At 68.1% G+C, this 23961-nt stretch carries 21 protein-coding genes; 11 read left to right on the top strand and 10 right to left on the bottom strand.

All coding sequences use genetic code 11. The features are described from left to right. The first annotated feature begins 30 nt into the window (after positions 1-30). Both B0T44_RS05035 and B0T44_RS05030 read left to right on the top strand, forming a co-directional pair. Positions 31-1299: an acetoin utilization protein AcuC gene (locus B0T44_RS05035; protein ID WP_077117915.1), complete on the top strand. Its 1269-nt coding sequence runs from the start codon at positions 31-33 to the stop codon at positions 1297-1299. Beyond that, positions 1292-3976, top strand: a complete 2685-nt coding sequence (locus B0T44_RS05030) for a bifunctional acetate--CoA ligase family protein/GNAT family N-acetyltransferase (RefSeq protein WP_077117913.1) — start codon at positions 1292-1294, stop codon at positions 3974-3976. The genes B0T44_RS05035 and B0T44_RS05030 overlap by 8 nt, the downstream gene beginning before the upstream one ends. 274 nt (positions 3977-4250) lie before the next feature. Here the strand turns inward: B0T44_RS05030 and B0T44_RS05025 are convergent, their stop codons facing one another. The 3 genes from B0T44_RS05025 to B0T44_RS05015 form a co-directional block, all read right to left on the bottom strand. Then, positions 4251-5219 (bottom strand): sigma-70 family RNA polymerase sigma factor, encoded by a 969-nt coding sequence (locus tag B0T44_RS05025; RefSeq protein WP_077117911.1) that lies wholly within the window; start codon positions 5217-5219, stop codon positions 4251-4253. 205 nt (positions 5220-5424) lie between these two features. Then, positions 5425-6936 carry a DUF7782 domain-containing protein gene (locus B0T44_RS05020; protein WP_077117909.1) on the bottom strand — a complete coding sequence of 504 codons (1512 nt, stop codon included), beginning with the start codon at positions 6934-6936 and terminating at the stop codon, positions 5425-5427. An 86-nt stretch (positions 6937-7022) separates the two neighbouring features. Then, a complete protein-coding gene (locus B0T44_RS05015; protein ID WP_081511611.1) occupies positions 7023-7439 on the bottom strand; it encodes a DUF3099 domain-containing protein in 417 nt (138 codons plus the stop codon). Between the two features lie 93 nt (positions 7440-7532). Between B0T44_RS05015 and B0T44_RS05010 the strand changes: the two genes are divergently transcribed. Further along, positions 7533-7769, top strand: coding sequence for a DUF3039 domain-containing protein (locus tag B0T44_RS05010; RefSeq protein ID WP_077118122.1), 237 nt, complete (start codon positions 7533-7535; stop codon positions 7767-7769). Between the two features lie 314 nt (positions 7770-8083). Here B0T44_RS05010 and B0T44_RS05005 read toward each other — a convergent pair whose 3' ends face one another. Next, entirely contained in the window at positions 8084-9187 is a 1104-nt protein-coding gene (locus tag B0T44_RS05005; RefSeq protein ID WP_081511609.1) for a YihY/virulence factor BrkB family protein, read from the bottom strand. A gap of 186 nt (positions 9188-9373) precedes the next feature. On the opposite strand from B0T44_RS05005, the gene B0T44_RS05000 reads away from it, so the two are divergent. Next, positions 9374-11119 carry a DEAD/DEAH box helicase gene (locus tag B0T44_RS05000; protein ID WP_077117907.1) on the top strand — a complete coding sequence of 582 codons (1746 nt, stop codon included), beginning with the start codon at positions 9374-9376 and terminating at the stop codon, positions 11117-11119. A gap of 418 nt (positions 11120-11537) precedes the next feature. Here the strand turns inward: B0T44_RS05000 and B0T44_RS04995 are convergent, their stop codons facing one another. Beyond that, positions 11538-12170: a TetR/AcrR family transcriptional regulator gene (locus B0T44_RS04995; protein ID WP_077118118.1), complete on the bottom strand. Its 633-nt coding sequence runs from the start codon at positions 12168-12170 to the stop codon at positions 11538-11540. A gap of 106 nt (positions 12171-12276) precedes the next feature. On the opposite strand from B0T44_RS04995, the gene B0T44_RS04990 reads away from it, so the two are divergent. After that, on the top strand, positions 12277-13017 hold the full coding sequence (locus B0T44_RS04990) for an SDR family NAD(P)-dependent oxidoreductase (protein WP_077117905.1): 741 nt from the start codon (positions 12277-12279) through the stop codon (positions 13015-13017). 8 nt (positions 13018-13025) lie between these two features. Here the strand turns inward: B0T44_RS04990 and B0T44_RS04985 are convergent, their stop codons facing one another. Both B0T44_RS04985 and B0T44_RS04980 read right to left on the bottom strand, forming a co-directional pair. Further along, positions 13026-13589 carry a hypothetical protein gene (locus tag B0T44_RS04985; protein WP_077117903.1) on the bottom strand — a complete coding sequence of 188 codons (564 nt, stop codon included), beginning with the start codon at positions 13587-13589 and terminating at the stop codon, positions 13026-13028. Further along, positions 13589-15343, bottom strand: coding sequence for a DEAD/DEAH box helicase (locus B0T44_RS04980; RefSeq protein ID WP_077117901.1), 1755 nt, complete (start codon positions 15341-15343; stop codon positions 13589-13591). The genes B0T44_RS04985 and B0T44_RS04980 overlap by 1 nt, the downstream gene beginning before the upstream one ends. A gap of 150 nt (positions 15344-15493) precedes the next feature. On the opposite strand from B0T44_RS04980, the gene B0T44_RS04975 reads away from it, so the two are divergent. Next, on the top strand, positions 15494-16276 hold the full coding sequence (locus B0T44_RS04975; protein WP_077117899.1) for a TetR/AcrR family transcriptional regulator: 783 nt from the start codon (positions 15494-15496) through the stop codon (positions 16274-16276). A gap of 45 nt (positions 16277-16321) precedes the next feature. Here B0T44_RS04975 and B0T44_RS04970 read toward each other — a convergent pair whose 3' ends face one another. Beyond that, positions 16322-16516 carry a DUF7455 domain-containing protein gene (locus B0T44_RS04970; RefSeq protein WP_036538000.1) on the bottom strand — a complete coding sequence of 65 codons (195 nt, stop codon included), beginning with the start codon at positions 16514-16516 and terminating at the stop codon, positions 16322-16324. A 275-nt stretch (positions 16517-16791) separates the two neighbouring features. Here B0T44_RS04970 and B0T44_RS04965 point away from each other — a divergent pair, with 275 nt between their 5' ends. Beyond that, positions 16792-17151 carry a DUF952 domain-containing protein gene (locus B0T44_RS04965; protein WP_077117897.1) on the top strand — a complete coding sequence of 120 codons (360 nt, stop codon included), beginning with the start codon at positions 16792-16794 and terminating at the stop codon, positions 17149-17151. Here B0T44_RS04965 and B0T44_RS04960 read toward each other — a convergent pair. Beyond that, complete coding sequence (locus tag B0T44_RS04960) at positions 17140-17826, bottom strand: response regulator (RefSeq protein WP_077117895.1); 687 nt, start codon at positions 17824-17826, stop codon at positions 17140-17142. The genes B0T44_RS04965 and B0T44_RS04960 overlap by 12 nt on opposite strands. Next, on the bottom strand, positions 17823-19040 hold the full coding sequence (locus B0T44_RS04955) for a sensor histidine kinase (RefSeq protein ID WP_254893655.1): 1218 nt from the start codon (positions 19038-19040) through the stop codon (positions 17823-17825). Before B0T44_RS04955 ends, B0T44_RS04960 begins: the two co-directional genes overlap by 4 nt. A gap of 348 nt (positions 19041-19388) precedes the next feature. Between B0T44_RS04955 and B0T44_RS04950 the strand changes: the two genes are divergently transcribed. From B0T44_RS04950 to B0T44_RS04935, 4 genes are all read left to right on the top strand, one after another. Next, positions 19389-19871 carry a cation:proton antiporter regulatory subunit gene (locus B0T44_RS04950; protein WP_077117891.1) on the top strand — a complete coding sequence of 161 codons (483 nt, stop codon included), beginning with the start codon at positions 19389-19391 and terminating at the stop codon, positions 19869-19871. 5 nt (positions 19872-19876) lie between these two features. Then, positions 19877-21058: a cation:proton antiporter gene (locus tag B0T44_RS04945; RefSeq protein ID WP_139347874.1), complete on the top strand. Its 1182-nt coding sequence runs from the start codon at positions 19877-19879 to the stop codon at positions 21056-21058. A gap of 269 nt (positions 21059-21327) precedes the next feature. Next, positions 21328-22749 (top strand): ethanolamine ammonia-lyase subunit EutB, encoded by a 1422-nt coding sequence (locus tag B0T44_RS04940; protein ID WP_077117889.1) that lies wholly within the window; start codon positions 21328-21330, stop codon positions 22747-22749. Further along, positions 22746-23681 (top strand): ethanolamine ammonia-lyase subunit EutC, encoded by a 936-nt coding sequence (locus B0T44_RS04935; RefSeq protein ID WP_077117887.1) that lies wholly within the window; start codon positions 22746-22748, stop codon positions 23679-23681. Before B0T44_RS04940 ends, B0T44_RS04935 begins: the two co-directional genes overlap by 4 nt. Positions 23682-23961 lie beyond the last annotated feature (280 nt).

The following is a 23961-nucleotide window of genomic DNA, read 5'->3' as shown; positions in this document are numbered from 1 at the left end:
GGTTCGCTGCTTCCCGCTAGCGTTGCGAGTATGGCCAACGCACTGCCGGGCGAACTGTCCGAGCGGGGGAACCGGGGCACGGTCGTGTGGTCCGACCGGTTCCTCGACTACAGCTGGACGCCGCAGCACCCGATGAAACCGGCGCGGTTGAAGTACACGATGGAGCTGGCCCGGAGCCTCGGCGTACTCGACGGCATAGAGACACTCGAGCCGGCCGCGGCCGGTGCGGATGATCTTCTTCGCATCCATACCGCCGACTACATCGAAGCGGTACAGCAGATCACGGTGCCGTCTACTCCCGTGGACGATCCGCCCCAGGCCCCGCCCCACGGTCTGGGTTCCGCGGATAACCCGGTGTTCCCCCGGATGCATCAGGCGGCGTCGGTGATCGTCGGCGGCACCCTCGCCGCCGCGCGGGAGATCGCCGAGGGACGCACCCGCCGCGCGGTCAGCATCGGCGGCGGTATGCACCACGCGATGCCCTCGGCCGCGGCAGGGTTCTGCGTCTACAACGATGTGGCCGTAGCGATCTCCTGGCTGCTCGACCACGGCTTCGACCGGATCGCCTACATCGATGTCGATGTGCACCACGGCGACGGTGTGCAGCGGGCGTTCTACCACGACCCGCGGGTGCTCACGGTGTCGATCCACCAGCATCCGGCGACGCTGTGGCCCAATACCGGCTGGCCGGAGGAGACCGGCACGGGCGCAGGGGACGGTACCGCGATCAACCTCCCGGTGCTGCCGGGTACCCGGGATCCACAATGGTTGCGCGCGTTCCACGCGGTGGTTCCCGCCGCGGTCGAGGCCTTCGGGCCGCAGATCGTGATCAGTCAGTGCGGGGTCGACACGCACCGGGAGGACCCACTGGCCGATCTGGAGTTGAGCGTCGACGGACAGCGCGCGGCGTTCGTCGCTATGCGTGATCTGGCCGACCGGTGCGCCGACGGTCGCTGGCTGGCCGTCGGCGGTGGGGGATACGGCTTGGTCCGGGTGGTACCACGGGCCTGGACGCATCTGCTGGCCACGGCCGTGGATCGTGCCGTCGCGCCGGAAACGCAGATACCGCAGCAATGGCAGGACATGGTCCGCGCGGAGCTGCCGCGGGTGCAACCGCCGAGCACGATGGGCGATGGCGCGGATATCGGATTCCAGCGCTGGGACGGTCCCGGAGGTACCGCCGAAAGCGGGAACCCGGCGTTCGACCGCGCGCAACGTGCCGTCGACATAGCCGTGCTGGCCACCCGCCGCGCCTGTTTCGGGCCACTCGGCCTCGACCCGGAGGACCCCCGTGACTGATCCTGCCGCCCCGGCCGCCGCGGACCGCGACGAGGTTCCGCCGCCCCCGCAACATTGGTTCGCCGACGTGCTCGCCTCCGACGGCGGCGTCGTGCGCCTGCGGCCGATCACCCCCGACGATGCCGACGAGCTGCAGCGTTTTCATGCCGCGCTGTCGGACCGCACCCGCTACCTGCGGTATTTCGGGCCCTATCCGCGTATTTCACCCAAGGACCTGTACCGCTCTACTCATGTCGATCACTGCGACCGGGTCGGTTTGGTGGTCGTGCTCGGGGGAGCGATCATCGCGGTCGGTCGTTATGAATTGCTGGACCGGGCAGGGCCGCGTGCCGCCGAGGTGGCTTTCGTCGTGGCCGATGAGCATCAGGGCCGAGGGCTCGGTTCGATCCTGCTGGAGCATCTGGCAGGCGCCGCCGCCGAAAACGATATCGACACCTTCGTCGCCGAGGTGCTTGCCGAGAACACCGTGATGGTGACGGTTTTCCGGGACGCCGGATATCAGGTCGAACGCAGCCGCGACGGCTCGGTGCTGCATCTGGAGTTCGCGATCGATCCCACTGAAGCGCTGCTGTCGGTGCGGAATTCGCGGGAGCGGGCCTCGGAGGCGCGCAGCGTCGGCAATCTGCTCGCCCCGCGCTCGATCGCGGTCATCGGTGCGACACCGAGCGCGGGCCGAGTGGGTGGCGCGGTGCTGGCCAACCTGCTCTCGACAGCGTTCCAGGGACCGGTGTTTCCGGTGAACCCGAACCGCCGGTCGGTGCGTGGTGTGCGCGCCTATGCGACGGTACGCGATATCCCCGACGAGGTGGATCTGGCCGTGGTCGCCGTGCCCGCCGCGGCGATCGGCTCGGTGCTCGAAGACTGTATGGCCAAGGGGGTCAAGGGACTGCTGGTGCTGACCGCCGGTTTCGCCGAGACCGGGGAGGTTGGCCGGGCCGCGGAGGCCGAACTGGTCGCGGCCGCGCGGGCGCATGGTATGCGGGTGGTCGGGCCGAGCGCACTGGGTATCGCGAACACCGATCCGGAGGTAGCGTTGAATGCGACGCTGGCGACGGTTCTACCGGGGCGCGGGCGGATCGGGTTCTTCTGCCAGTCCGGGCCGCTGGGCGCGGCGATCCTCGGTGAGGCGGCGGCCAGGAATCTGGGCCTGTCCACCTTCGTATCCGCCGGCAACCGCGCCGATGTTTCAGGCAACGATCTGCTGCAGTATTGGGACACCGACCCGGCTACCGATGTGATCCTGCTGTATCTGGAGAGTTTCGGTAACCCGCGCAAGTTCTCCCGGATCGCACGCCGGGTGGCCCGGACCAAACCGATCGTCGCGGTGAGCACAGGAAGACTGGCCGCGCGCACTCAGTTCACCGGTGACATCGACCGTTCGATCGTGCGGGATCTGTTCGCGCAGGCGGGGATCGTGCAGGTCGACACCATTTCCGAGCTGTTCGACTGCGCCGCCCTGCTCGGCTACCAGCCGTTGCCGAAGGGGCCGCGGCTGGCGGTGGTCGGCAACAGCGCCGCCTTGAACTGGTTGGCTGTCGGCGCGGGCCGCGGCGAGGGCCTGACCGCGGATGAACCGGTCGATCTGGGGCCTCAGGCGGGGCCGGGGGACTACCTGGATGCGGTGGCGGCAGCGTTGCGTTGTGACGAGGTCGACGCGGTGATCGTGGTTTTCGCGCCCCCGGTGCCGCTGCCGATGAGCAGCTTCGCCGAGGCGATCCGGTCGGCTGTCGAGGTAGCAGGAGTGTCGGATAAACCAGTGCTGACAACTTTCGTCGCCGAGCAGGGCATCCCGAATCTGCTGGCGGTGCGTGGTGACGGGGCGACGACCGTGCGTGGCTCGATCCCGTCGTACCCGGACCCGGAACGGGCGGCACGGGCGCTGGCGCTGGTCCACCGCTACGCACAGTGGCGTGCGCGGCCGGTTTCCACGGAGCAGGTCCGCCCGGACGGTATCGATAGCGATCGGGCAAAGAATCTGATAACGCAGTGGACGGCAGAGTCCGGCGGGCGCAGGCTCACCGATATGGAAACCGTCTCGCTGCTGGGCTGCTATGGCATATCGGTGGTGGAGTTCCGGGAGGTTCGCGACGCCGATACCGCGGTGGCTGCGGCGGAAGAACTCGGTTACCCGGTGGCAGCGAAGGTGACCAGCGAAAACTGGCGGCAGCGACCGGATTTGAGCTGGGTGCGGCTGGATCTGTGGCGACCGGAGGCGGTGCGCCAAGCGTATGCGGATCTGGTCGAACTGTGTGGTGACCCGGTGCTGCACATCCAGCGGATGGCGGCCAAGGGTGTGGGTTGTGTGCTGCGCGTACAGGACGATCCGTCGTTCGGTTCGGTGATCGAATTCGGTTTGTCGGGTTTGATCATCGAAATGCTCGGTGACCGCGCCTATCGCGCGCTGCCGCTCTCCCCGGACGAGGCTGCCGCGCTGATCGACGCTCCCCGGGCAGCGCCTCTGCTGAACGGAACCCCGGCCAGCCCGCGGGTGGACAAGGCCGCGCTGGTGGAATTGGCGCAACGTATTTCGGCGCTGTTCGACGACCTGCCGGAAATGCGGGAACTGTCCTTCGAACCCGTGCTCGCCGCACCCCATTCGGCGGAAATCCTCTACGCCAAAGCCCGGATCGGCCCCGAACCATCCCGCTTCGACACCGGCCCCCGACGCCTCGGCTGAGCACCACAAGGCCTAAGCGGTCACGACTCGATCCCCTATATACCCTGACGAGAAACGAGGCGACCGACCCCGACCCGGCCACCGCCGAGCGCCCACCGCGAAAACGCTGGTACCCAGGGCCATTCGCGGCCCGGCTCGCTTTTCAGCCCTCGCAGCTCGGAGCGCCGGAGCGGATGAGCGTCCGACCCTCGCGCACGCGCCGAAGGCGCAAGTCTCGAGGGCTGAAAGCGAGCCTCAGAGGGCCGCGAACCCGCCGCGCCGGAGGCGCGGCCATTTACACAGCGTAGGCGCGGAGGCGGTCGGCGCGTTCGCCCTTGCGGAGTTTGGCCATGACCTCGCGTTCTATCTGGCGTACTCGTTCGCGGGAGAGGCCGAAGAGTTTGCCGATCTGGTCGAGGGTGCGCGGCTGGCCGTCGTCGAGGCCGAAACGCAGCCGGATGACCTGCTGTTCTCGTTCGTCGAGGGTGCCGAGCACGCTGCGGACGTCGTGGTGTAGCAGGCCTGCGATGACGGCGCTTTCGGCGGAGGTGGCTTCGGAGTCCTCGATGAAATCGCCCAGCGGGGCTTCTTCGTCGTTGCCGACGGGCATGTCCAGGCTTACCGGGTCGCGGCTGTGATCGAGTAGATCGGCGATCTTTTCGACCGGGATTCCTGATTCGTTGGCCAGTTCTTCGTCGGTGGCCTCACGCCCGAGTTGCTGATGCAGTTCGCGCTTGATTCGCGCGAGTTTGTTGACCTGCTCGACCAAGTGGACGGGCAGCCGGATGGTCCGGCTCTGGTCAGCCATACCGCGGGTGATCGCCTGCCGGATCCACCAGGTGGCGTAGGTGGAGAATTTGAAGCCCTTGGCGTAGTCGAACTTCTCCATCGCGCGGATCAGGCCGAGGTTGCCTTCCTGGATCAGGTCCAGCAGCGGCATACCGCGACCGGTGTAACGCTTGGCGAGGGAGACGACCAGACGCAGGTTGGCTTCCAGCAGATGCGAGCGCGCTGCCTGGCCATCGCGGACGATGGCGGCCAGATCGCGCTTGCGGGCGGCCGACAGTCGTTTGCCGGTCTCCAGCAGGTGCTGGGCGTAGAGGCCCGCCTCGATGCGCTTGGCCAGCTCGACCTCGTCGGCAGCCGTGAGGAGCGCAGTGCGGCCGATCCCGTTCAGGTACACACGTACCAGGTCGGCGGCTGGGCTCTGGGCGTCGAGGTCCGAATCGCTGGTGCGCACACGAGTGGTGGCGGGGCTTGTCATGACTTGCCTCCTGTCGGTGGTGTCTCACTCCGAACAACGGACCCGACATAGGGAAAGTTCCCTTACGCGGGCGGGATAAACTGCTCTGAACTGCGGTTTCTGCCGCCGGGTTCTGAGAAGTTCCTGAGAACAACCCGGTGATGGACGGCCTCGCCTACAGATGACGTCGCAGCGCGCCGACGCGCCCGCATCGGTCAGGGGCGTCCTATACGGGAGAGATGAGACCGTGCCGAACCAGCCCGGTCACCACATTCAACGCATCGGCGGCGAACTCCGGCGTCACGGTTTCGGATCCGTGGGCGAGTGCCAGCAGTTCGATCAGTTCGTATAACGGCAGCCCATCCGGTCGCATTCCCGCCAGTAACGAGATGGTCGTCTCGTCCACTTCGTGTTGCCAGCGTGGCCCGTCTCCGCGGTGCAGCCGCGCCACCCGCTGCGCCCATCCGTCGGGGCCGGGTAGGTACACCCGTTCCAGCGCCGTCGTGTCCGCTACCCGGTATCTGGCCGACCAGGCCAGGTCGGTGGCGGCGGCGACAGCGCGCAGCCAGGCCGATCGTTGGAAATAGGCGGTCGCCTCGTCGCCCAGTGGGTCGCTGAAGACGTGGGTGAGGTCTTCGGCAAGCAGTTCGGTGGGGCCGTCGATGGCGCGTAGGTATACGAAGCCGAACCCGATACCGGTGATCTCGGCCGCCGCCAGCGCCTCCAGCCACTGCTGGGCGCGGTGTTGGGCGTCCTCGTCGCGCGGGTCCATCCCGGCGTCGCGCAGCCACGTTCCCACATACAGGGCCGGGTCGGCGATATCGCGCTGCACCACCCAGGCGTCGATACCGTATGCGGGCAGCCACCCCGACACCCGCTGCCGCCAGTCCGCACCGTCGCGGTGCACCCATGCCGCCAGCATCGCCGCAGTCCCGCCCGGTGCGAGCAGTTCGGGGGTTCGGGAGATCACCAGCTCGCTTGCGCCGTCGAGCCACAGGCCGGAATCGCGGTAGGTGTGCTCGATCCGCGCCGGACCGACCACGAACGGTGGGTTGGCCACGACCTGGTCGAACCGTCGCCCGGCCACCGGCTCGAACCAGGAGCCCTCCAGCAGTTCCAGATCGATATCGTTGAGCGCGGCGGTCGCTTCGGCCAGCCACAATGCGCGGGGGTTGATATCGGTGGCGGTGACCCGGTCGGCGTAGGAGGCGGCGTGCACGGCCTGCACACCGCAACCGGTTCCCAGATCGAGCACCGACCCGACCCGGCTGGTCGGGGTTGCGCGCAGCAGTGACAGTGATGCATGCCCGACGCCGAGCACATGATCGGTGGTGAGGGTGCGCCTGCGCATCGAATCGTCCAGATCCGACAGGATCCACCTGGTTCCGGCACCGGTATCGAGGGGGCGCAGGTCCAGGGCGGCCCGCACCAGGCCGCCGTCGCGGTCGAGCAACCCGGCCGCCACCGACTCGTCGACGGAAACGGGTGCGAACGCCGCCGCGACCAGTTCTTCCGGCAAGGTGTCGCCGAGTAACAGCAGCCGGATCAGCACGCCGAGCTCACCTGCGTTCTCGGCGGCGCGGCGCACCGGGACAGGTTCCGAACGTCCGAGCGCGGCGTGTGCGTCCGGCCCGAGCGCTGCCAGCAGGGTGTCCGCGTCGTATCCGACCCGGACGAGCGCGTCACGCAGACGAGGGCACAGCGCGGTGAGCGGTGATCCGACAGCCGAGGGGTTCATAGGCACATCGGTACTCTGCCACCTCCGCCACCACACAGCCCTCGACTGGCCGGGGCTGCGCGGTCGTCGGCCGGGCCGTTCGGATGTCAGCCGTCGATGGCGTTGTTCGGCCGGGACTCGATCGCCTTGCGTGGCCGGTCCCAGCGGCTCGGCTCGTTCTTACTCCGGGGCGGGCGGTCGTTGGCGATCAGGACCGCGATCCAGGGCAGCGGGACGGAAGCCAGGATGATGAGGAGCGAGATCAGCGCATTGCCGAAGGCACTGTAGGCGACCGCGGCCAGGACCAGAGCCGGGATCCGGAAGGCCATGAGGATCGTGTACCGGCGTACCCGGGCGCGGCGCTGGTCGTCCAGCGAGGGCGCCGCTTCGGTGATCAGCGCGGGGTGCTTGTCATCGCCGGGGAAATAGCCGGAAGAACGGCGGGGCCGGGCAGGCGAAGATATGCCGAACCGGTCACCGTGGTCGCCCGCACCGGCATCGGGGGAATCGCCGTGCTGCTGCATACCTCGAGTCTTCCACTGCGGACGCCGGGGCGCACACACGGGTACCGGCGGTGCCGGGTGAACCATCCGCGCGGATGCGGCATCATGGGAGCCGTGAGTACCGATACTCTGGTTCGCCCCGATACCACCACCGACGAGACTACGGGCGACGACACCCCGAAGTTTTTCCATTACGTCAAGAAGGACAAGATCGCCGAGAGCGCGGTCATGGGTACCCATGTCGTCGCGCTGTGCGGTGAGGTCTTTCCGGTGACCCGCTCGGCGAAACCGGGCTCGCCTGTATGCCCGGAGTGCAAGAAGGTTTACGAGGGCCTCCGCAAGGGCGACTGATTCCTCTGATTTCTCGCCGTCCGATCGCCGCTTGCCGGGCCTTCGGTGGTGACATCGCGCTGTGGTCACCAGGTCGGTTCCCGCGCGGCGCGTGGCGTCGATGAGCGTGGCGGGCAGATCCGCGCGGTGCACTGCACGGCATACGCGCCGCAGTAGTGCTGCCGGAAGCAGGGCCGAGGTCGACCTCGATGAGCAGTTCGGCGCTGCAAGGCAGTGCGTCCTCGCCTGCGTAATGCGCCTGGGGCGCGGCGCGGGTCCGTCCTGAGACGACCGTGTGTGCCCGGGCCTGTGCGAGGCGGCGGCGCACGGCGAAGTCAACGCTGCCGGGTGGTCATGTGCGGCGATCGGGTCGTTTCCGCCGGCCTCGGTTTCTCGGTCCGCTCGGAGCCGGATCGTGGGCGGCTCGCCTCTGTTGCCGGGCCCTGCTCCATTGCTCGCTGCTTGGCCTCGGCCCTTCGCGCCAGCCAGGCCTTCAGCTGTTCCATCCGGGTGGCTCGCGCCGGCCAGAACTCCTGCACGGCCGCATTGAACTCCGCGCCGAGGATCACCGCGAAGCCGAGGAAGAACGTGAACAGCAGGAACGCGATCGGGGTCGCCAACGCCCCGTAGCTGACACCGGTGCGGGTGACCCAGCCCAGATACCGGCGCAATCCCTCGCTGGCCGCCATGAAGAACACACCGGCCAGCAGTGCGCCGCCGAATAAACGGTGCCACGGCAGCGTCCGATGCAACGCCAGTTTGTACAGCGTGGTCAGCCCCACGATGAGCACCAGTCCCACACCCGGGTAGTAGAACCCGTCGATCAGCCGCAGACCGGGCTCTCGCCAGCTATCGGGGAGCGCGCGCCCGATCAGCACCGGACCAAGCGCGATCAGCGGCAGGATGAACACCGCCGCCACCAGGAACTGCACATACAGCAGCAGCGCGAAGATCCGCTGCCACACCGGGTGTCTGGCGTCCTGCTGGTCGTGGGCCTCCACGATCGCGTCGACGAAGGTCGCCATCGCCGAAGAACCGGCCCATAACGACAGGACGAAACCGACCGAGACGAATGCGGCGCGTCCGCGCCCGAGTACATCGCGCACGGTGGGTTCGATCAGGTCCGTCACCACGCTCGGGCTGAACAGGTCGCGGCTGAAGGTGAGGATCTTCGACTCCACGATGTCGAGGGTGTCGGGTCCGAACCAGTTGCTGACGTAGCCGAGGCTGCCGAGCAGGCCGAGCAGCAGCGGCGCCAGTGACATGGTCTGCCAGAACGCGGCGGCCGCGGATTTGCCGAAGATCGAGTCGTCCCACGCCTTGACCGCGACGCGCACGATCAGCTGCCAGACCCGGTGGAGCGCACGCCGGACCCGTGCGGCGCATCGCCGCACGGCCGCGGGCGAGGTGGCGCCGCCATCGGTCCGGTTGCTGCTCATGATGTCTCCAGCATTGCGTACGCGACCCGCGCATGCCGACAACCCTGCCCTCGCCACGGCCTTGCGGGCGGCGAACAGCAGGTGGCTCTCCCCCGGTCGCGGCGTCAGCGGTGCGGTTTGTGACCCCGATCGCCCCCGCCGCGTCGGTTTGGCGACACGCGGGTCGGTCCGGTTACTGTCTTCTGCGTGACTGGGTCGGACGGCGTTACTGCTCCCGAGGGAGCGCCGAGCAGGGCGTCGGGCGCGACGCTCCGCGCCTGGCAGCGGCGCGCTCTCACCAAGTACCTTGCGACCACACCGCGCGACTTCCTTGCGGTCGCCACGCCTGGCGCGGGGAAGACCACCTTCGCGCTGCGGGTCGCCGCCGAATTGCTGGCCGACCGCACCGTCGATCAGGTCACCGTGGTTGCACCGACCGAACACCTCAAGCACCAGTGGGCGCAGTCGGCGGCCCGTTCCGGTATCGCCCTGGATTCGCGGTTCTCCAACAGCACCGGGGGCACCTCCGGCGACTATCACGGTGTTGTCGTCACCTATGCGCAGGTGGCTGCGCATCCGTTCCGGCACCGGGTGCGCACCGAGAACCGTCGCACCCTGGTGATCCTGGACGAGATCCACCACGCCGGTGATGCGAAGAGCTGGGGTGACGCCGTCGCCGAAGCATTCGGTGACGCCACCCGTAGACTCGCGTTGACCGGTACCCCGTTCCGCAGCGACGACAGCCAGATCCCGTTCGTCACCTACGAACCGGACGAAGCCGGGCTGCCGCGTTCCCGCGCCGACCACACCTACGGGTACGCCGAGGCGCTCGCCGATGGAGTCGTGCGGCCGGTGGTGTTCCTCGCCTACTCCGGTGAAGCGCACTGGCGTGACAGCGCGGGCGAGGAGTATTCGGCGCGGCTGGGCGAACCGCTGAACGCCGAGCAGACCGCGCGAGCGTGGCGGACCGCGCTCGACCCTGCCGGTGACTGGATGTCGGCGGTGCTGCGAGCTGCCGATATGCGGCTGGGGCAGTTGCGTGCCGCGGGTATACCCGACGCGGGCGGGCTGGTGATCGCCACCGATCAGGAACGCGCCCGCGCCTATGCCGAACTGCTGGAACATCTCACCGGCAACCCGCCGGTGCTGGTGCTGTCGGACGACCCGACGTCCTCGGCGCGGATCGGGGAGTTCGCCGCGGGTACCCAGCCGTGGATGGTCGCGGTGCGCATGGTGTCCGAGGGGGTCGACGTGCCGCGGCTGGCTGTCGGCGTCTACGCGACCAGCGCGGCGACCCCGCTGTATTTCGCGCAGGCCATCGGCCGTTTCGTGCGAGCCCGCAGGCCGGGGGAGACGGCGAGTGTGTTCTTGCCTTCGGTCCCGGTGCTGCTGGATTTGGCCGCGCAACTCGAGGTGCAGCGCGATCACGTGATCGGCAAACCGCATCGGGAAAAGAACGGTCTCGACGACGAACTGCTGATCCAGGCCAACAAACAGCAGGACGAACCCGGCGAGGACGACAAACCGTTCGTGGCGTTGGCTGCCGACGCCGAACTGGATCGGGTGATCTACGACGGGTCTTCGTTCGGGACCGCGACTTTCGCGGGTAGCGACGAGGAGGCCGACTACCTCGGCATCCCGGGGCTGCTCGACGCCGAGCAGATGCGCGCGCTGCTGCGGGAGCGTCAGGCCCGCCAGATCGCCGACCGCAGTCAGGCATCCCCTGAGTCCTCCCTGCAGGTCGCCACCTCCGCCGAGCGTGTCGCCACCGCCGACCGGCTCGGCGAACTGCGCCGCGAACTCAACAGCCTGGTCGCCATGCACCACCACCGCACCGGCAAACCGCATGGCGTCATCCATGGCGAACTGCGCCGCCAGTGCGGCGGGCCACCGACCGCGCTGGCCACGGCCGAACAGCTGGGCGAACGTATCGCCGCCCTGCGCCGGATGTAGCGCCGCTGTACCGGCGTGACGGTCCTGCCGAATCCGCAGGGCCACTGGCCGGACCTTCGCTCTGCCCGCATCCTCATCGAATCGGCCGCGAGTTCGGGCTACGGATGGCGCGGCGGGCCGAGCGTCCCCTCGTCCTGGTCACCCGTGCCGAAGCACCTGCCGGGGTATGCCGCCGGTTCAGGTGTTCGTGTTGCAGCCCATGGTGTGGGGGCCGCACCGGTGGTCTACGGTCTGCCGCACCCTCGAGAAATGCAACGGCTCCGGCGGTATCGTCAGATCGTGCCGTAGCGCCCCGATGCGGTGAGCCCGTTCTGAGAAGTGATCTGTTGGGGCATCGACGTGATCGCAATCGCCGCTGCTGCGCATTCGCCAAGGGTCTTGTGTTCAGAGCGGGAAGACGGGTGAGTGTCGTCGTTCGTCAGCCCATGATGGGAGTACCGCTGTGTTCCTCGCGCGGTGACGAGGGCCAGGCAGCCATGGCGCAGTCGATGGAGCGGGTGAGTTCGGCCGGTGACATCCCGTCGCGGGCCTGGATGGACAACCCGTACAGGACGGTCGTGTAGAAGGTGGCGAGGGCCTCGGTATCGGTGCCTGCGGGGAGGTCGCCGTCGGCGATACCGCGGTCGAGGCGGCGACGGATATCGGTGCTGGTCTCCTTGCGTTTGTCGACGAGGAATTCGCGGACGCTTTCGGTACGGGTGGTGTAGGTGGATCCGGCCAGCACCACCATGCAGCCGTGCGGTTTGTCGGATGCGGTGTAGGTGGCGGCGTTGTCGCGCAGCATCGCCTCGATGGCGGCTCTGGCGGTGGGCTCCTCGCGCAGTGCGCGCTCGGTGGCGCCGCCCTCGCAGCGGCAGTACAGCTCGATCGTCTCCCGGAACAGTGCTTCTTTACCGCCGAACGCCGCGTACAGACTGGGGGAGTTGATACCCATGGCCGAGGTCAGATCGGTCATCGAGGTGCCCTCGTAACCGTGTTCCCAGAACACTTCCATGGCACGTCGCAGAGCCACATCGCGGTCGAATGCGCGCGGTCGTCCCCGGTCGGCCATGGCAGAACCTTTCTGTGTCGATCGGTAAATATACCGCTTGACGGTTCGGGCATCCACAGGGTTCACTATTTATGTATCGGTCAACACAAAATTGAAGGGATTACCGATGTCGGATCTGACGGGCAAGGTGGCACTGGTGACCGGCGGCAGCCGGGGGATCGGCGCGGCCATCGCGCGACGGCTCGCCGCCGAGGGCGCCGATGTGGCGTTGACATTCCAGAACTCCGAAGCCCAGGCGAAATCGGTGGCCGCCCAGATCGAGGCGCTGGGCAGGCGCGCCGTTGCTCTCCGCGCCGACAGTGCCGCCGCGGCGGAGGTGAGGGACGCGGTGCATCAGGCCGCGGGTGCCCTGGGCGGACTGGACATCCTGGTCAACAATGCGGGCATCTTCCCGGCCAAGCCCTACCAGGAGTTCACCATCGACGAGATCGACCGGGCACTGGCCATCCACGCCCGCGCCGCATTCGTCGCGGGACAGGCCGCGCTCGATCACATGGGCGAAGGCGGCCGGATCGTCAGCATCGGCAGCAACCTCTCCGAACACGCCCCGTTCGGTGGCATCACCCTCTACAACCTCAGCAAATCCGCGCTCAACGGCTATACCAAAGCACTGGCGCGAGAGCTCGGGCCACGCGGTATCACGGTGAACCTGGTGCAGCCCGGCTCGACCGAAACCGATATGAACCCCGCCACCGGCCCCGATGCGGAAACCCAGATCGAGCTCACCGCACTGGGACGCTACGGCACGGCCGACGATATCGCCGCCGCCATCGCGTTCCTCGCGGGACCGTCGGGTCGCAGCATCACCGGCGCGACGCTCACCGTGGACGGCGGCACGAACGCCTGAACAGGCGCCTATCCGGCGGGCGCGGTGAAATAGGTAACGGTGTCGAGGGTGTTGATCGGCGTCCAGCGAGCTTGTTCGGGCGCGGGACCCTCGTCTTCGTCGCCGGGGAGCGTGGAACCGTACCCTTGTGCGTCCAGGCTCAGCCGCGGGTTCTCATCGACTCGGCGTGCCATCTCGTACAGCGTGGCCAGCACATGCACACACCGCGAGGTGCGCGCCGAGCAGGAACAATCGGCGGCAGCCAACGCCGGGGCCGGATCGACTCCCGCATCGACGACGGCCCGGTGCATCTCGTCGGTGAGGATCGCCGGTTCCGGGGTGAGCACTTTCGCGATGGTGGTGATCGCGGTTCGTGGCAGCGGCGCCAGTTCCAGATGGGTGACCGACGCCTGCCCGCCCCGATGGATATGGGCGCGAACGATGTGGCCCTCGATCTCGGCCCGGACACCATTGTTGCGGGCGATACTGCGGGCGCGGGGCAGCAGTGGGTCGGGACGGGTCTGGCGCAGTGGTTCGGCCAGCCGTACCCAGCCCATACCCCAGGCGGTGTATCCGAACTCGTTGTCGGCCATCAGTTCTCCCTTTTGCGGCGCAGGATGTCGAGCAGCTGCTCGTCGTCGAGGCGGGCCAGTTCGGCGATACCGGTCGCGTCGCCGAGGTCGGTCAGCGCCGATTTGCGCTGCTGCATGCTTGCGATGTGCTCCTCCACGGTGGTGGCCGAGGTCAAGGTGGTGATGGTGACGGTTCGGGTCTGCCCGATCCGGTGCGCCCGGTCCGAGGCCTGGGCCTCCACCGCCGGGTTCCACCATCGGTCGAAGTGGATGACGTCGGCGGCGCGGGTCAGGGTGAGCCCGGTCCCCGCCGCCCGCAGGCTCAGCACCAGCACCGGTGGGCCGTCGCAGGCTTGGAAGGCCGAGACGATCCCAGCCCGCTCTGCCGAGCTCAGCCCGCCATGGAAGAACGGCACGGTGATCCCGAACTGCTCGCCCAGATGCCGCACCAGCAGCTCGCCGGTCTGCCGGTACTGGGTGAATATCAGGGTGGGAGAATCGTTGTCGAGATTGCTGGCGACGATATCGGTGCACAGGTCGAGCTTCCCGGAGCGTCCGGCGACCTCACCCAGCTCACCGGTGATCAGCCCCGGATGGTTGCAGACCTGTTTGAGCGCGGTGAGCGCGGCCAGCACCCGGCTCTGCCGCTGCGTGCCATGGCCGAAACCGTCGTCTGCGGCGCGGTCGAGCAACTGGTCGTAGAGCTGCTGCTGTTCGACTGTCAGATCACACAGCAGATCGGTGTGGATCTTGGCAGGCAACGACGCGGCGACCTGAGCTTTGCGGCGGCCGAGCAGTACCGGTTCGATCGCGTCGCGCAGTCGGGCGGACGCGTTCGCCGAGCCTTCCTGGATGGGTTTGGCGAACCGCCGCCGGAATTGGGCGCGATGCCCGAACAGTCGTGGCGCGGTCAGGTTCAGCAGCGCCCACAGTTCCTCGAGATGGTTTTCCACCGGGGTGCCGGTCAACGCGACGACGGCCTCCGCGGTGATCGCCCTGGCGGCTTTCGATACCTGGGTGCGCGGGTTCTTCAATGCCTGAGCTTCGTCGAACACCACCGTCGACCAGGCGGGTGCGGTGAGCAGATGGCCGTGCAGTCGTATGGTGGGATATCCGGCGACCACGACGCTCCCCGGCGCCACGTCGAGCGCGCCGCCGCGCCAGGCCCGTGCGCGCAGGCCGGGTGCGAACCGTTCGATCTCGTGCACCCAGTTGCCCACCAGCGATGTCGGACACACCACCAGTTGCGGCCCCGCCTCGGCGCGCCCGAGGAGGAACCCGATGGTTTGCACTGTCTTTCCCAGCCCCATTTCGTCGGCGAGAATCGCCCCGCCGTGCCGGGCGGTGGCTTCGTGCAGCCAGCCGATACCGCGTGCCTGGTAGGGGCGCAGCTGTGTTTTCAGCAGGTCGCGGAGTTCCTCGTTGACGGTCGTGGTGGCCCGCAAGACGGTGTGGGCATACGCGGCGGAGACGACGGACGTGCCTGCCGCATCGGGTACCGCGTGCGCGGCCGTGGGCAGCGGCGGTGTGTCGTCACCGGTCAGCGCGCGGCGCCAGGCATCGACCGAGGCGCTCAGGGAGTCGATGCTCGCGGCGCTGAGCTCGTCTGGTTCAAGTAGCGTGCACTCGACGTCGGTGACTGCGACAGCCGCGCTGCCTGCCCTGGCCTGCGCGAGGGTTCCGGTCGGAATCGCAAGCGGGATCGTGGCCGCTACTCCGGCGCCGCGCGGCGGCTGTCCTGGTGCGCTGCCCGTCCATGTCCACAGTGCGAACATGTGCAGGTCGGGCAGGTAGGTGGCTTGTGTGCTGGACAGTGCGCCCTCCCAAGATCAACGTATGCCGTACGGAGTATGTTGGAACAACGTACGCCGTATCGACTTTGTTCCACCGCGTCCGATTCCCGAGATGCCGCCTGGAGGAGACCGATGAGCGAACCCGGCGCCGACGAGGTGAGCAGGCTGCTGAGCCTGCTCTGGCGTCACGAACTCCCACCGCGGCCGGGCGGGCGCGGACCCAAACAGACGGTGAGTGTCGACGAGGTCGTCGCCGCAGCGGTAGCGCTCGCCGACCGGGACGGCTACGACAAGGTCTCGGTGCGTGCGGTCGCCGCCGAGCTCGGACTCCGGCCCATGAGCCTGTACACCTACGTCCCGAGCAAGGATGCGCTGACCATCCTGATGGCCGACGCGGTCGCCTTCGAGGACGAAGAGATCCCGAGGGACCGGCCCGCGCGGGAACGCTTGGCGACTATCGCCCGCCAGGCGCGCGCCGAACTGCTTGCGCATCCGTGGCTGCTCGAGGTGTCGCCGTGGCGGCTGGAACTGGGACCGGGCCGGATGCGCCGGTACGAACGGCGGTTGGCGGCAGTGGACGGTATCGGCTTCACAGATGTCGAGATGGACCGGGTGATCGCGGTGCTGTCGGAGTTCGCGATCGGCAACGCCCGGATGACACTGGCCGCGCGGCGCAGCGCCGAGCAGCTGAGCGACGCGCGCTGGTGGGAGGTGCACGGGCCGCTGCTCACCCAGGTGATGCCCGCCGCCGAGTTCCCACTGTCGTCGCGGGTCGGCACCGTGGTCGGTGAGCTGTATCAAGCGCCGGGCGACCCGGAAGGGGACTTCGAATACGGGCTGGCCAGGCTGCTGGACGGCATCCTCTCCCGACAACGACCGCAGCGGGCGCCCGATGGGTCGCCCGCTGCGGATTGACGGTGTTCTGTTGTTCGATGCTGTTGTGTCGGACGCGAGGACGAGTCAGAGCGCCGGAGCGGATTCCGTGTCGATAACGGCATCCAGCTCGCGCAGCCGATCCATATGTTCGTTCGCGTGGTGCTGGCAGAAGAGCAACTCGCCACCTGCGGGCAGAACGGCACGCACACGGGCAGCCGCCCCGCAACGGTCGCAACGATCGACCGCGGTCAGTGGGGTGCTTGTCAGGGTTCCTGGCATGACTCCTCCGTCCTGGCTCCCGGCACACAAACCGTTCACCTGGTGTGAGGCCCGTGGACACTCCGCGGGCTCGCTTCCGCTACTTCCCAGCAGTGGTATGACTACTCTGTCAGACGTTCGGGACGGGGGCTTTGTTCCCGCACAGGAATCGATGTGTTTTCACTAACATGACCAGGGATTTCCGCTCTGGGCGAACATCCACGGCCCTGTCGCGACACCCGGCGAATATCACCCACTCGAACAGGCCCGATGTAGTTGTCCTCCGGAGAATACCCGTGACCTATGACACTCACACCCTGGTTCATCTGTGTACCGCCACAGAATGGTTGCATGCCCGGCACTCCGGCGCGCATCGGCCCGCATCGCTGGCCACCGAAGGCTTCGTGCATTTGTCCGCACCATGGCAGGTGCATCTGCCCGCCGGCCGGTTGTTCGCGGGCCGCACCAACCTCGTGCTGCTGCGACTGGATCCGGCGCGGCTGGGCGCACCCGTGAAATGGGAGCCGGGTGCGCCGTCCGATGATCCGGATATGCGGTTCCCGCATCTGTACGGGCCGTTGCCCGTCGCGGCGGTCATCGCGGTCGAGGAATACCGGCCCGGACCCGACGGGCGATTCCCCCGGCTACCGGACTGAGTCGCGACCGTGCGGCCGCCGCCGGTCGCCGACCTGCCCGGCGAGGATCGCGGCCTGCACGCGGGAACGCAACCCGAGTTTGGTCAGCACCCGCGAGACGTGAGTTTTCACCGTCGTCTCACCGATGAACAGGTGTGCGGCGATCTCGGCATTGGACAGGCCCGCGCCCAGACAGTCGAACACCTCGCGTTCCCGGTCGGTCAGATCGGCGAGCCCGTCGGGTTGCGGTGGCTCTCTCTCGGCGGGAGCGGTGGCGAACGCCTCGATCACTGTGCGCGTGACTTCCGGCGCCAGCACACCGTCACCCGCGGCGACCCGGCGCACCGCGTCCACCAGCGCCTGCCCGGACACCGACTTGAGCACGAAACCGGACGCCCCGGCGCGTAAGGACCGGAACACGTATTCGTCGAGGTCGAAGGTGGTGAGAACGAGCACCTTGGCCAGGTTGTCGGCGGTGATGCGGGTGGTTGCGGTGATACCGTCCACGCCCGGCATCCGGATGTCCATCAGCACCACATCCGGGCGCAGCGCCCTGGCCTGGGCGACCGCGACGTCACCGTCCGCAGCCTCCCCGACCACCTCGATCCCCTCTGCGCCGTCGAGGATGATCCGGAGACCGGCGCGGATGGCGCCGTGATCGTCGGCGAGCAGCACCCGGATCGCCCCAACCGTCATAACGCGACCTCCGCGGGCTCGGCCGCCGGGGTGGCAGGCAAGCGCACATGTACCGCCCAGCCGCCGGGCTCCGCCCCGGCATGAAACGTTCCCCCCAGCGCGGTGGCCCGTTCGCGCATGTTCACCAGGCCGCGGTGTCCGATGCGCGGGTCGTTGCCCGGCTCCCGGGGTGGCCGGTCGGCGGGCAACGTATTGCGCACCGACAGGGTCACCGTGCTCTGATCGGCGCTCACATCGATGCTTATCTCCTGCCCCGGTGCGTGCTTCATGGAGTTGGTCAGCGCCTCCTGGACGATGCGGTACGCGGCCTGGTCGACCGCGCTTGCCGGTTCGGCGTCGTCGGCGCGGATATTCACCCGCACCAGGGTCCCGGTCGCACGGGTGGTTTCCACCAGCCGGGACAGCTGCGCCAGCCCACTCGGGGCGGCCAGATCCGCTACCCCGTCGTCGCGTCGCAGCAACCCGATCATGGTGCGCATCTCCCGCAGCGCATCCACACTGCTGGAACGGATGGAGCCGATGATGGGGGCCAGTTCCGGGCCGGTCCCGGACCGCGCCAGCACCCCGAGCGCGGCCTCGGACTGGATGGCAATCGCCGACAACTGGCCGGCGATAACATCGTGCAGGTCGCGGGCCATCATTTTGCGTTCGTCGGCTACGGCGGCCCGGCGATCCAATTCCGCCACCAGCGCCAACGCGTGGGCCCGGGCGCGTTCGGCCTGAGCCGTTTCCTTGTGCGCTCGCACCGACAGCGCCCACCACATCGACGTGCCGACGAGCGTCGAAGCGATAACCAGCACCAGCGCTGTCACTCGCCAATCGCCGGTCACCACCAGCGTTGCCCCCACCGCGGCCAGCGACAGCACGACGCCGGTGCCGACCACGAACCGGGACTGACGCCGCGTCGAATACAACACGGCCGCATAGATCAGATCCGAATAGACGATGCTCATCGGCAGTGTCGCCCCGAGCGCGATATCGATTCCCAGCGGAACCAGCCCGGCCACCAGCGCCCATATCGGCCTCCGGCGGCGCAGCAGTGTCACGCCGCACAACAGTGCGAGCAGTCCGAACCGCACCGCCAGCGAAGTTTCGTCCACCGGACCGGTCATCGGATACAGACCGGACAGATACAGCCCGGCGCCGATGGCGAACGCGACACCGGCGATCAGCGCGTCCTGCGCGGCCGCTGAGAGCGCCGACCAGTACCTCACCCCCTCATCACAGCACACCGATTCGTGCGGCGGGTCCATCGAAGTGATGAGCCCGCTCCGCCAGGGACGTCCGTGCCCAACTGCTGGAGTCAGGCTGGGGCGTGCCTCCTGCCTCCGCTCGGTCCGGCGCCAGGAGGCAGGGCCTGTCCAGCGCGGTGGTGGTCGCCGTATCAGCGCTCATGCTGTCCCGGGTCCTGTCGGGTCAGCGGGTGCAACAGTTGCTGTCGGTAGCGATGCGTTCCTGGCCGGGCATGTCGACGGCATGGCCGGATGGACGCGCCATCGCGGGCATCAACGGTGATTCGTGGGGCGGCGGTACCCCGGCTCGGCGGGGGCTAGGCTGGAGTTGTGAACGTCGATGTCACTGCGCTACCCGGAATCGGGGTGCGAAAAGACTTCGAGGTGAAGTGCGGCCGCCGGATCGGTGTCGTTGCTCATCGCGACGGCGATATCGACCTGATCGTGTCCAAGCTCGAAGATCCAGACGCGTGCGCGGCGCAGGTTCCGTTGAGCACTGATGAAGCAGCCGCTCTGGCCAATCTGCTCGGCGCACCGCAGCTGGTGTCCAACCTCGAGGACGGCCAACGGGATCTACCGGGTATCACCACCCGGCAATTGCCGATCGGTGACCAATCCCCCTACGGGGGTCGCACCCTCGGTGAGACCGGTATGCGAACCCGCACCAAAGCCTCCATCGTCGCGGTGCTGCGGGCGGGTCAGCTGCACCCGTCGCCGGGACCTGATTTCACTTTCACCGCAGGTGACCTGCTGGTGGTCGTCGGTACCCCCGAAGGCTTGGACGCCGCGACGAAGCTCCTCGCTCACGGCTGAGTCCGGTGGCCACGACCGCGCCCGCCCTCATGCAGTTGGGCGCGATCCTGTTCGTGCTCGGTATCTGCGCGCGGGCGGCGGGACGCTTCGGGATGTCGCCGATACCGCTGTACCTGCTGGGCGGTCTGGCCTTCGGCCACGGCGGATTCCTCGCACTGGACGCGGCCGACAAGTTCGGCGAGATCGCGAGCGAGATCGGCGTCGTCCTACTGCTGCTCCTGCTGGGGCTGGAATACACCGCGGCAGAACTGATGACAGGTATGCGGCGGTCCTGGCCCGCGGGCCTGGTGGATATCGTCGCCAACGCCGCACCGGGCGCCGCGGTGGCGCTGCTGTTCGGCTGGGGGCCGGTCGGCGCGCTCATTCTGGGCGGTGTCACCTACATATCCTCGTCCAGTATCGCGGCGAAGGTACTCGACGATCTGGGACGTCTCGGTAACCGGGAAACGCCGGTGGTGCTGTCGATCCTGGTGTTCGAGGATCTGATGATGGCGGTGTATCTGCCGGTGCTCACCACCATCCTGGCCGGGCTGAGCCTGCTGAGCGGGTTCGAATCGCTGGCGGCGGCACTGGCCGCGGTGGCCGTTGTGCTGATGGTGACCCTGCGCTACGGACGGTACGTGTCGACGGTCGTCGACAGTACCAACCGCGAGGTGTTCCTGCTCAAACTGCTCGGCGCGGCACTGCTGGTGGCCGGCGCGGCGTCGGCATTGAACGTCTCCGCGGCGGTCGGAGCCTTTCTGCTCGGTATCGCGATCTCCGGTTCCACTGCGCGAGAAGCGGTGCGGCTGCTGGAACCGTTGCGTGATTTGTTCGCCGCGATCTTCTTCGTGGCGTTCGGCCTCAACACCGATCCGACGGCCATACCCCCGGTGCTCGGTTGGGCGGTCGCGCTGGCCGCGGTCACCACCGTGACCAAATTCGGCACCGGGTGGTGGGCGTCGGCCAGGCAGGACATCCGCACCCTCGGCCGGGCCCGTGCGGGGGCAGCCTTGGTCGCGCGCGGCGAATTCTCCATCGTCATCGCGGGTCTCGCCGTGGTCAGCGGCAGCGTCGACGGCCGGTTGGCGGCCTTGGCGACGGCCTATGTGCTCCTGATGGCGGTGCTCGGCCCCGTCCTGGCGCGTGTGATCGAACCGCTGGTCGCGATGATCCGCCGCAACCCGGGCGCGGTAGCGGGCGCCTGACGCAGCGGCCGGCGTTGATCCCGTGCTGCGCTGCTGACCGCGGTATAGCCGGAAAACCGCTCTCGCCCACCGGCGAAGGTGCATGCTGTTGCCATGGCAGTGCCTGGCCCCGCCGTCCACTCTCGAACGACGATATCCGGCTGCTACCCGTTGCGTGTGGGTAAGTCGCGGTCATCGCGCTCGTTTCGCACGTGCGTCGGTATCGCCGCTACCGGTCTCGCCCTGATGGCAGCTGCGATGGTCGCGGCCTGCCCGGAACGGAATCTGCGATGACCGGTTACACACAGCGCCTGGGCGGTGTCACCTATCAGTTCGACGGTGTGATCGAGCTGCTGGCCAAGGCCAGCCCGCGCCGCAGCGGCGACGAACTCGCCGGGTGCGCAGCCGTTTCCGATGCCGAGCGGGCCGCCGCACAATGGGCGCTGGCCGAGCTGCCGCTGAGCACGCTGCTCGAGGAGCCCGTCGTCCCCTACGAGGACGACGAAGTGACGCGGCTGATCCTCGACACCCACGACCGCACCGCGTTCGGCCCCATCGCCCATCTGACCGTCGGCGGGCTGCGCGACTGGCTGCTCACGGTCGCGGCCGGGGACGGCTCCGGCGACCCGGTAGCGACACTGAGCTCTATCGCGCCCGGGCTGACACCGGAAATGGTGGCCGCGGTCAGCAAGATCATGCGCAATCAGGACCTGATCGCCGTCGCCGCAGCAGCCAGGGTGCAGTCCGGTTTCCGCACCACCATCGGCAGCCCAGGCACTTTGGCCACCAGGTTGCAGCCCAACCATCCCACCGACGAGCCGCGCGGGATCGCCGCCGCCATCCTGGATGGGCTGCTGCTCGGCTGCGGTGATGCCGTGATCGGGATCAACCCGGCCGGTGATTCCCCGCAGGCCGTGGCCGACCTGCTGGCTCTGCTCGACGAGATCCGTACCCGCTTCGACATCCCCACCCAATCGTGTGTGCTCACCCACGTCACCACCACACTCGGGCTGATCGAAGCGGGCGCACCGGTGGATTTGGTGTTCCAGTCGGTGGCAGGCACCGAGCAGGCGAATTCGGCTTTCGGCGTGAATATCTCGCTGCTACGGGAGGCGAACGCCGCAGGCCGGGAACTGAGCCGCGGCACCGTCGGCGACAACGTCATGTATCTGGAAACGGGGCAGGGTTCGGCGCTGTCGGCGGGGGCGCACCTGGGCGCAGGCGGTAAGCCGGTGGACCAGCAGACGCTGGAAGCCAGGGCCTACGCCGTGGCACGCGATCTGCGGCCGCTGCTGGTGAACACCGTGGTCGGCTTCATCGGTCCCGAATACCTCTACGACGGCAAACAGATCATCCGGGCCGGTCTGGAGGACCATTTCTGCGGCACACTGCTCGGGCTGCCGATGGGGGTGGATGTGTGCTACACCAACCACGCCGACGCCGACCAGGACGATATGGACACCCTGCTCACCCTGTTGGGCGTAGCCGGCTGTGCGTTCGTGATCGCAGTCCCCGGCGCCGATGATGTGATGCTCGGGTATCAGAGCCTGAGCTTCCACGACGCCCTCTACGCCCGCCGCGTATTGCAGCTGCGTCCCGCTCCGGAATTCGAGGCCTGGCTGAACCGTCTCGGGATGCTCGACGATACCGGCCGGATATTTCCCGTTCCGCCGCTGATCTCACCGTTGCGCACCCTGACCGGAGCCCGATGAGTACCGGCGACCGAGACAGCGGAGCACAGCAGCGACAGGGCGACGAGCACGAGGAGGTGTTCTGGGCGCAACTGCGCGCCACCACCCGAGCCAGAATCGGACTCGGCCGCGCAGGTGATGCATTGCCGACCGCACGGGTACTCGAGTTTCGTGTTGCCCACGCCGCCGCCCGCGATGCGGTGCACACCCCGCTGGACGTCCCCGCCCTGAGCGAACGACTCGCCGCCCTCGGGTTGGGGGAGCCGGTACACGTGCGCAGCCGGGCACGCGACCGTGCCGAGTACCTCCGCAGACCGGATCTGGGCAGAGAACCGGAACATCTGGACCGGCTCCCTACGCCGGCCATCGCCGATCGCACGCCGGTGTCCGGGACCGGCCCGCATGCCGGTCGAGCGGGAGCCGGCTCGGGTCCGGCTGGGACGCGCCCCGGTGGACACGGCGTACCAGCCTTCGAGCCGGCCGATATCGGTGTGGTGCTCGCCGACGGCCTGTCGGCCCGCGCGCTGGCCGAGCATGGTCCAGCAATGCTGTCGGCGCTGATCGACGAGCTTGCGCCGCACTATTCGTTCGCGCCACCGGTGATAGCCACACAGGCGCGGGTCGCGCTCGGTGACCACATCGCAGCCGCATCGGGCGTGACGACGGTGCTGGTACTGATCGGGGAGCGCCCCGGCCTATCGGTCGCCGACAGCCTGGGCATCTACCTGACCCACCTGCCCCGCCCCGGCCGCACCGACGCCGAACGCAACTGCGTGTCGAATATTCACCCGCCGGACGGCCTCGGCTACCGCAGCGCCGCGCAGGTGGTGGCGGGCCTGGTCGCCGGCGCCCGTCGGCTCGGCCGCTCGGGCGTCGCCCTCAAAGACACCTCACGCTCACCGGCACTGGACGAGGGGACCGGCGACGCTGCGACACCCGCCGAACTCGGGTAACCGCTCCGGCGTCGGGCTGCGTCCGGAGCGGGTGCTGCACCTCGGCACGATCGCTCCCCCGCGCATGCAGCCGATGAGTTCGACACTATGCCGCGGTCGATTTCGCGGGCCGGTGTGTCGCGGGAGGGCAACCGGCTGAGGTGACGATCCGGGGGCAGGAGGCGTCGGAGTCGACCGCTTCGCGCGGCTGGTTCCTGACGCAGATGGGTCGCCGAGCCGAGGGCTTACACGCGGCTCCCGGATACCGAACAACTCTGACTTGCTGTCCGGTTTGCCCGAG

Source organism: Nocardia donostiensis, assembly GCF_002081715.1.
Lineage (GTDB): Bacteria > Actinomycetota > Actinomycetes > Mycobacteriales > Mycobacteriaceae > Nocardia > Nocardia donostiensis.
The sequence above is the reverse complement of the archived record's forward strand: the minus strand, read 5'-3'. Positions and strand labels throughout refer to the sequence as shown.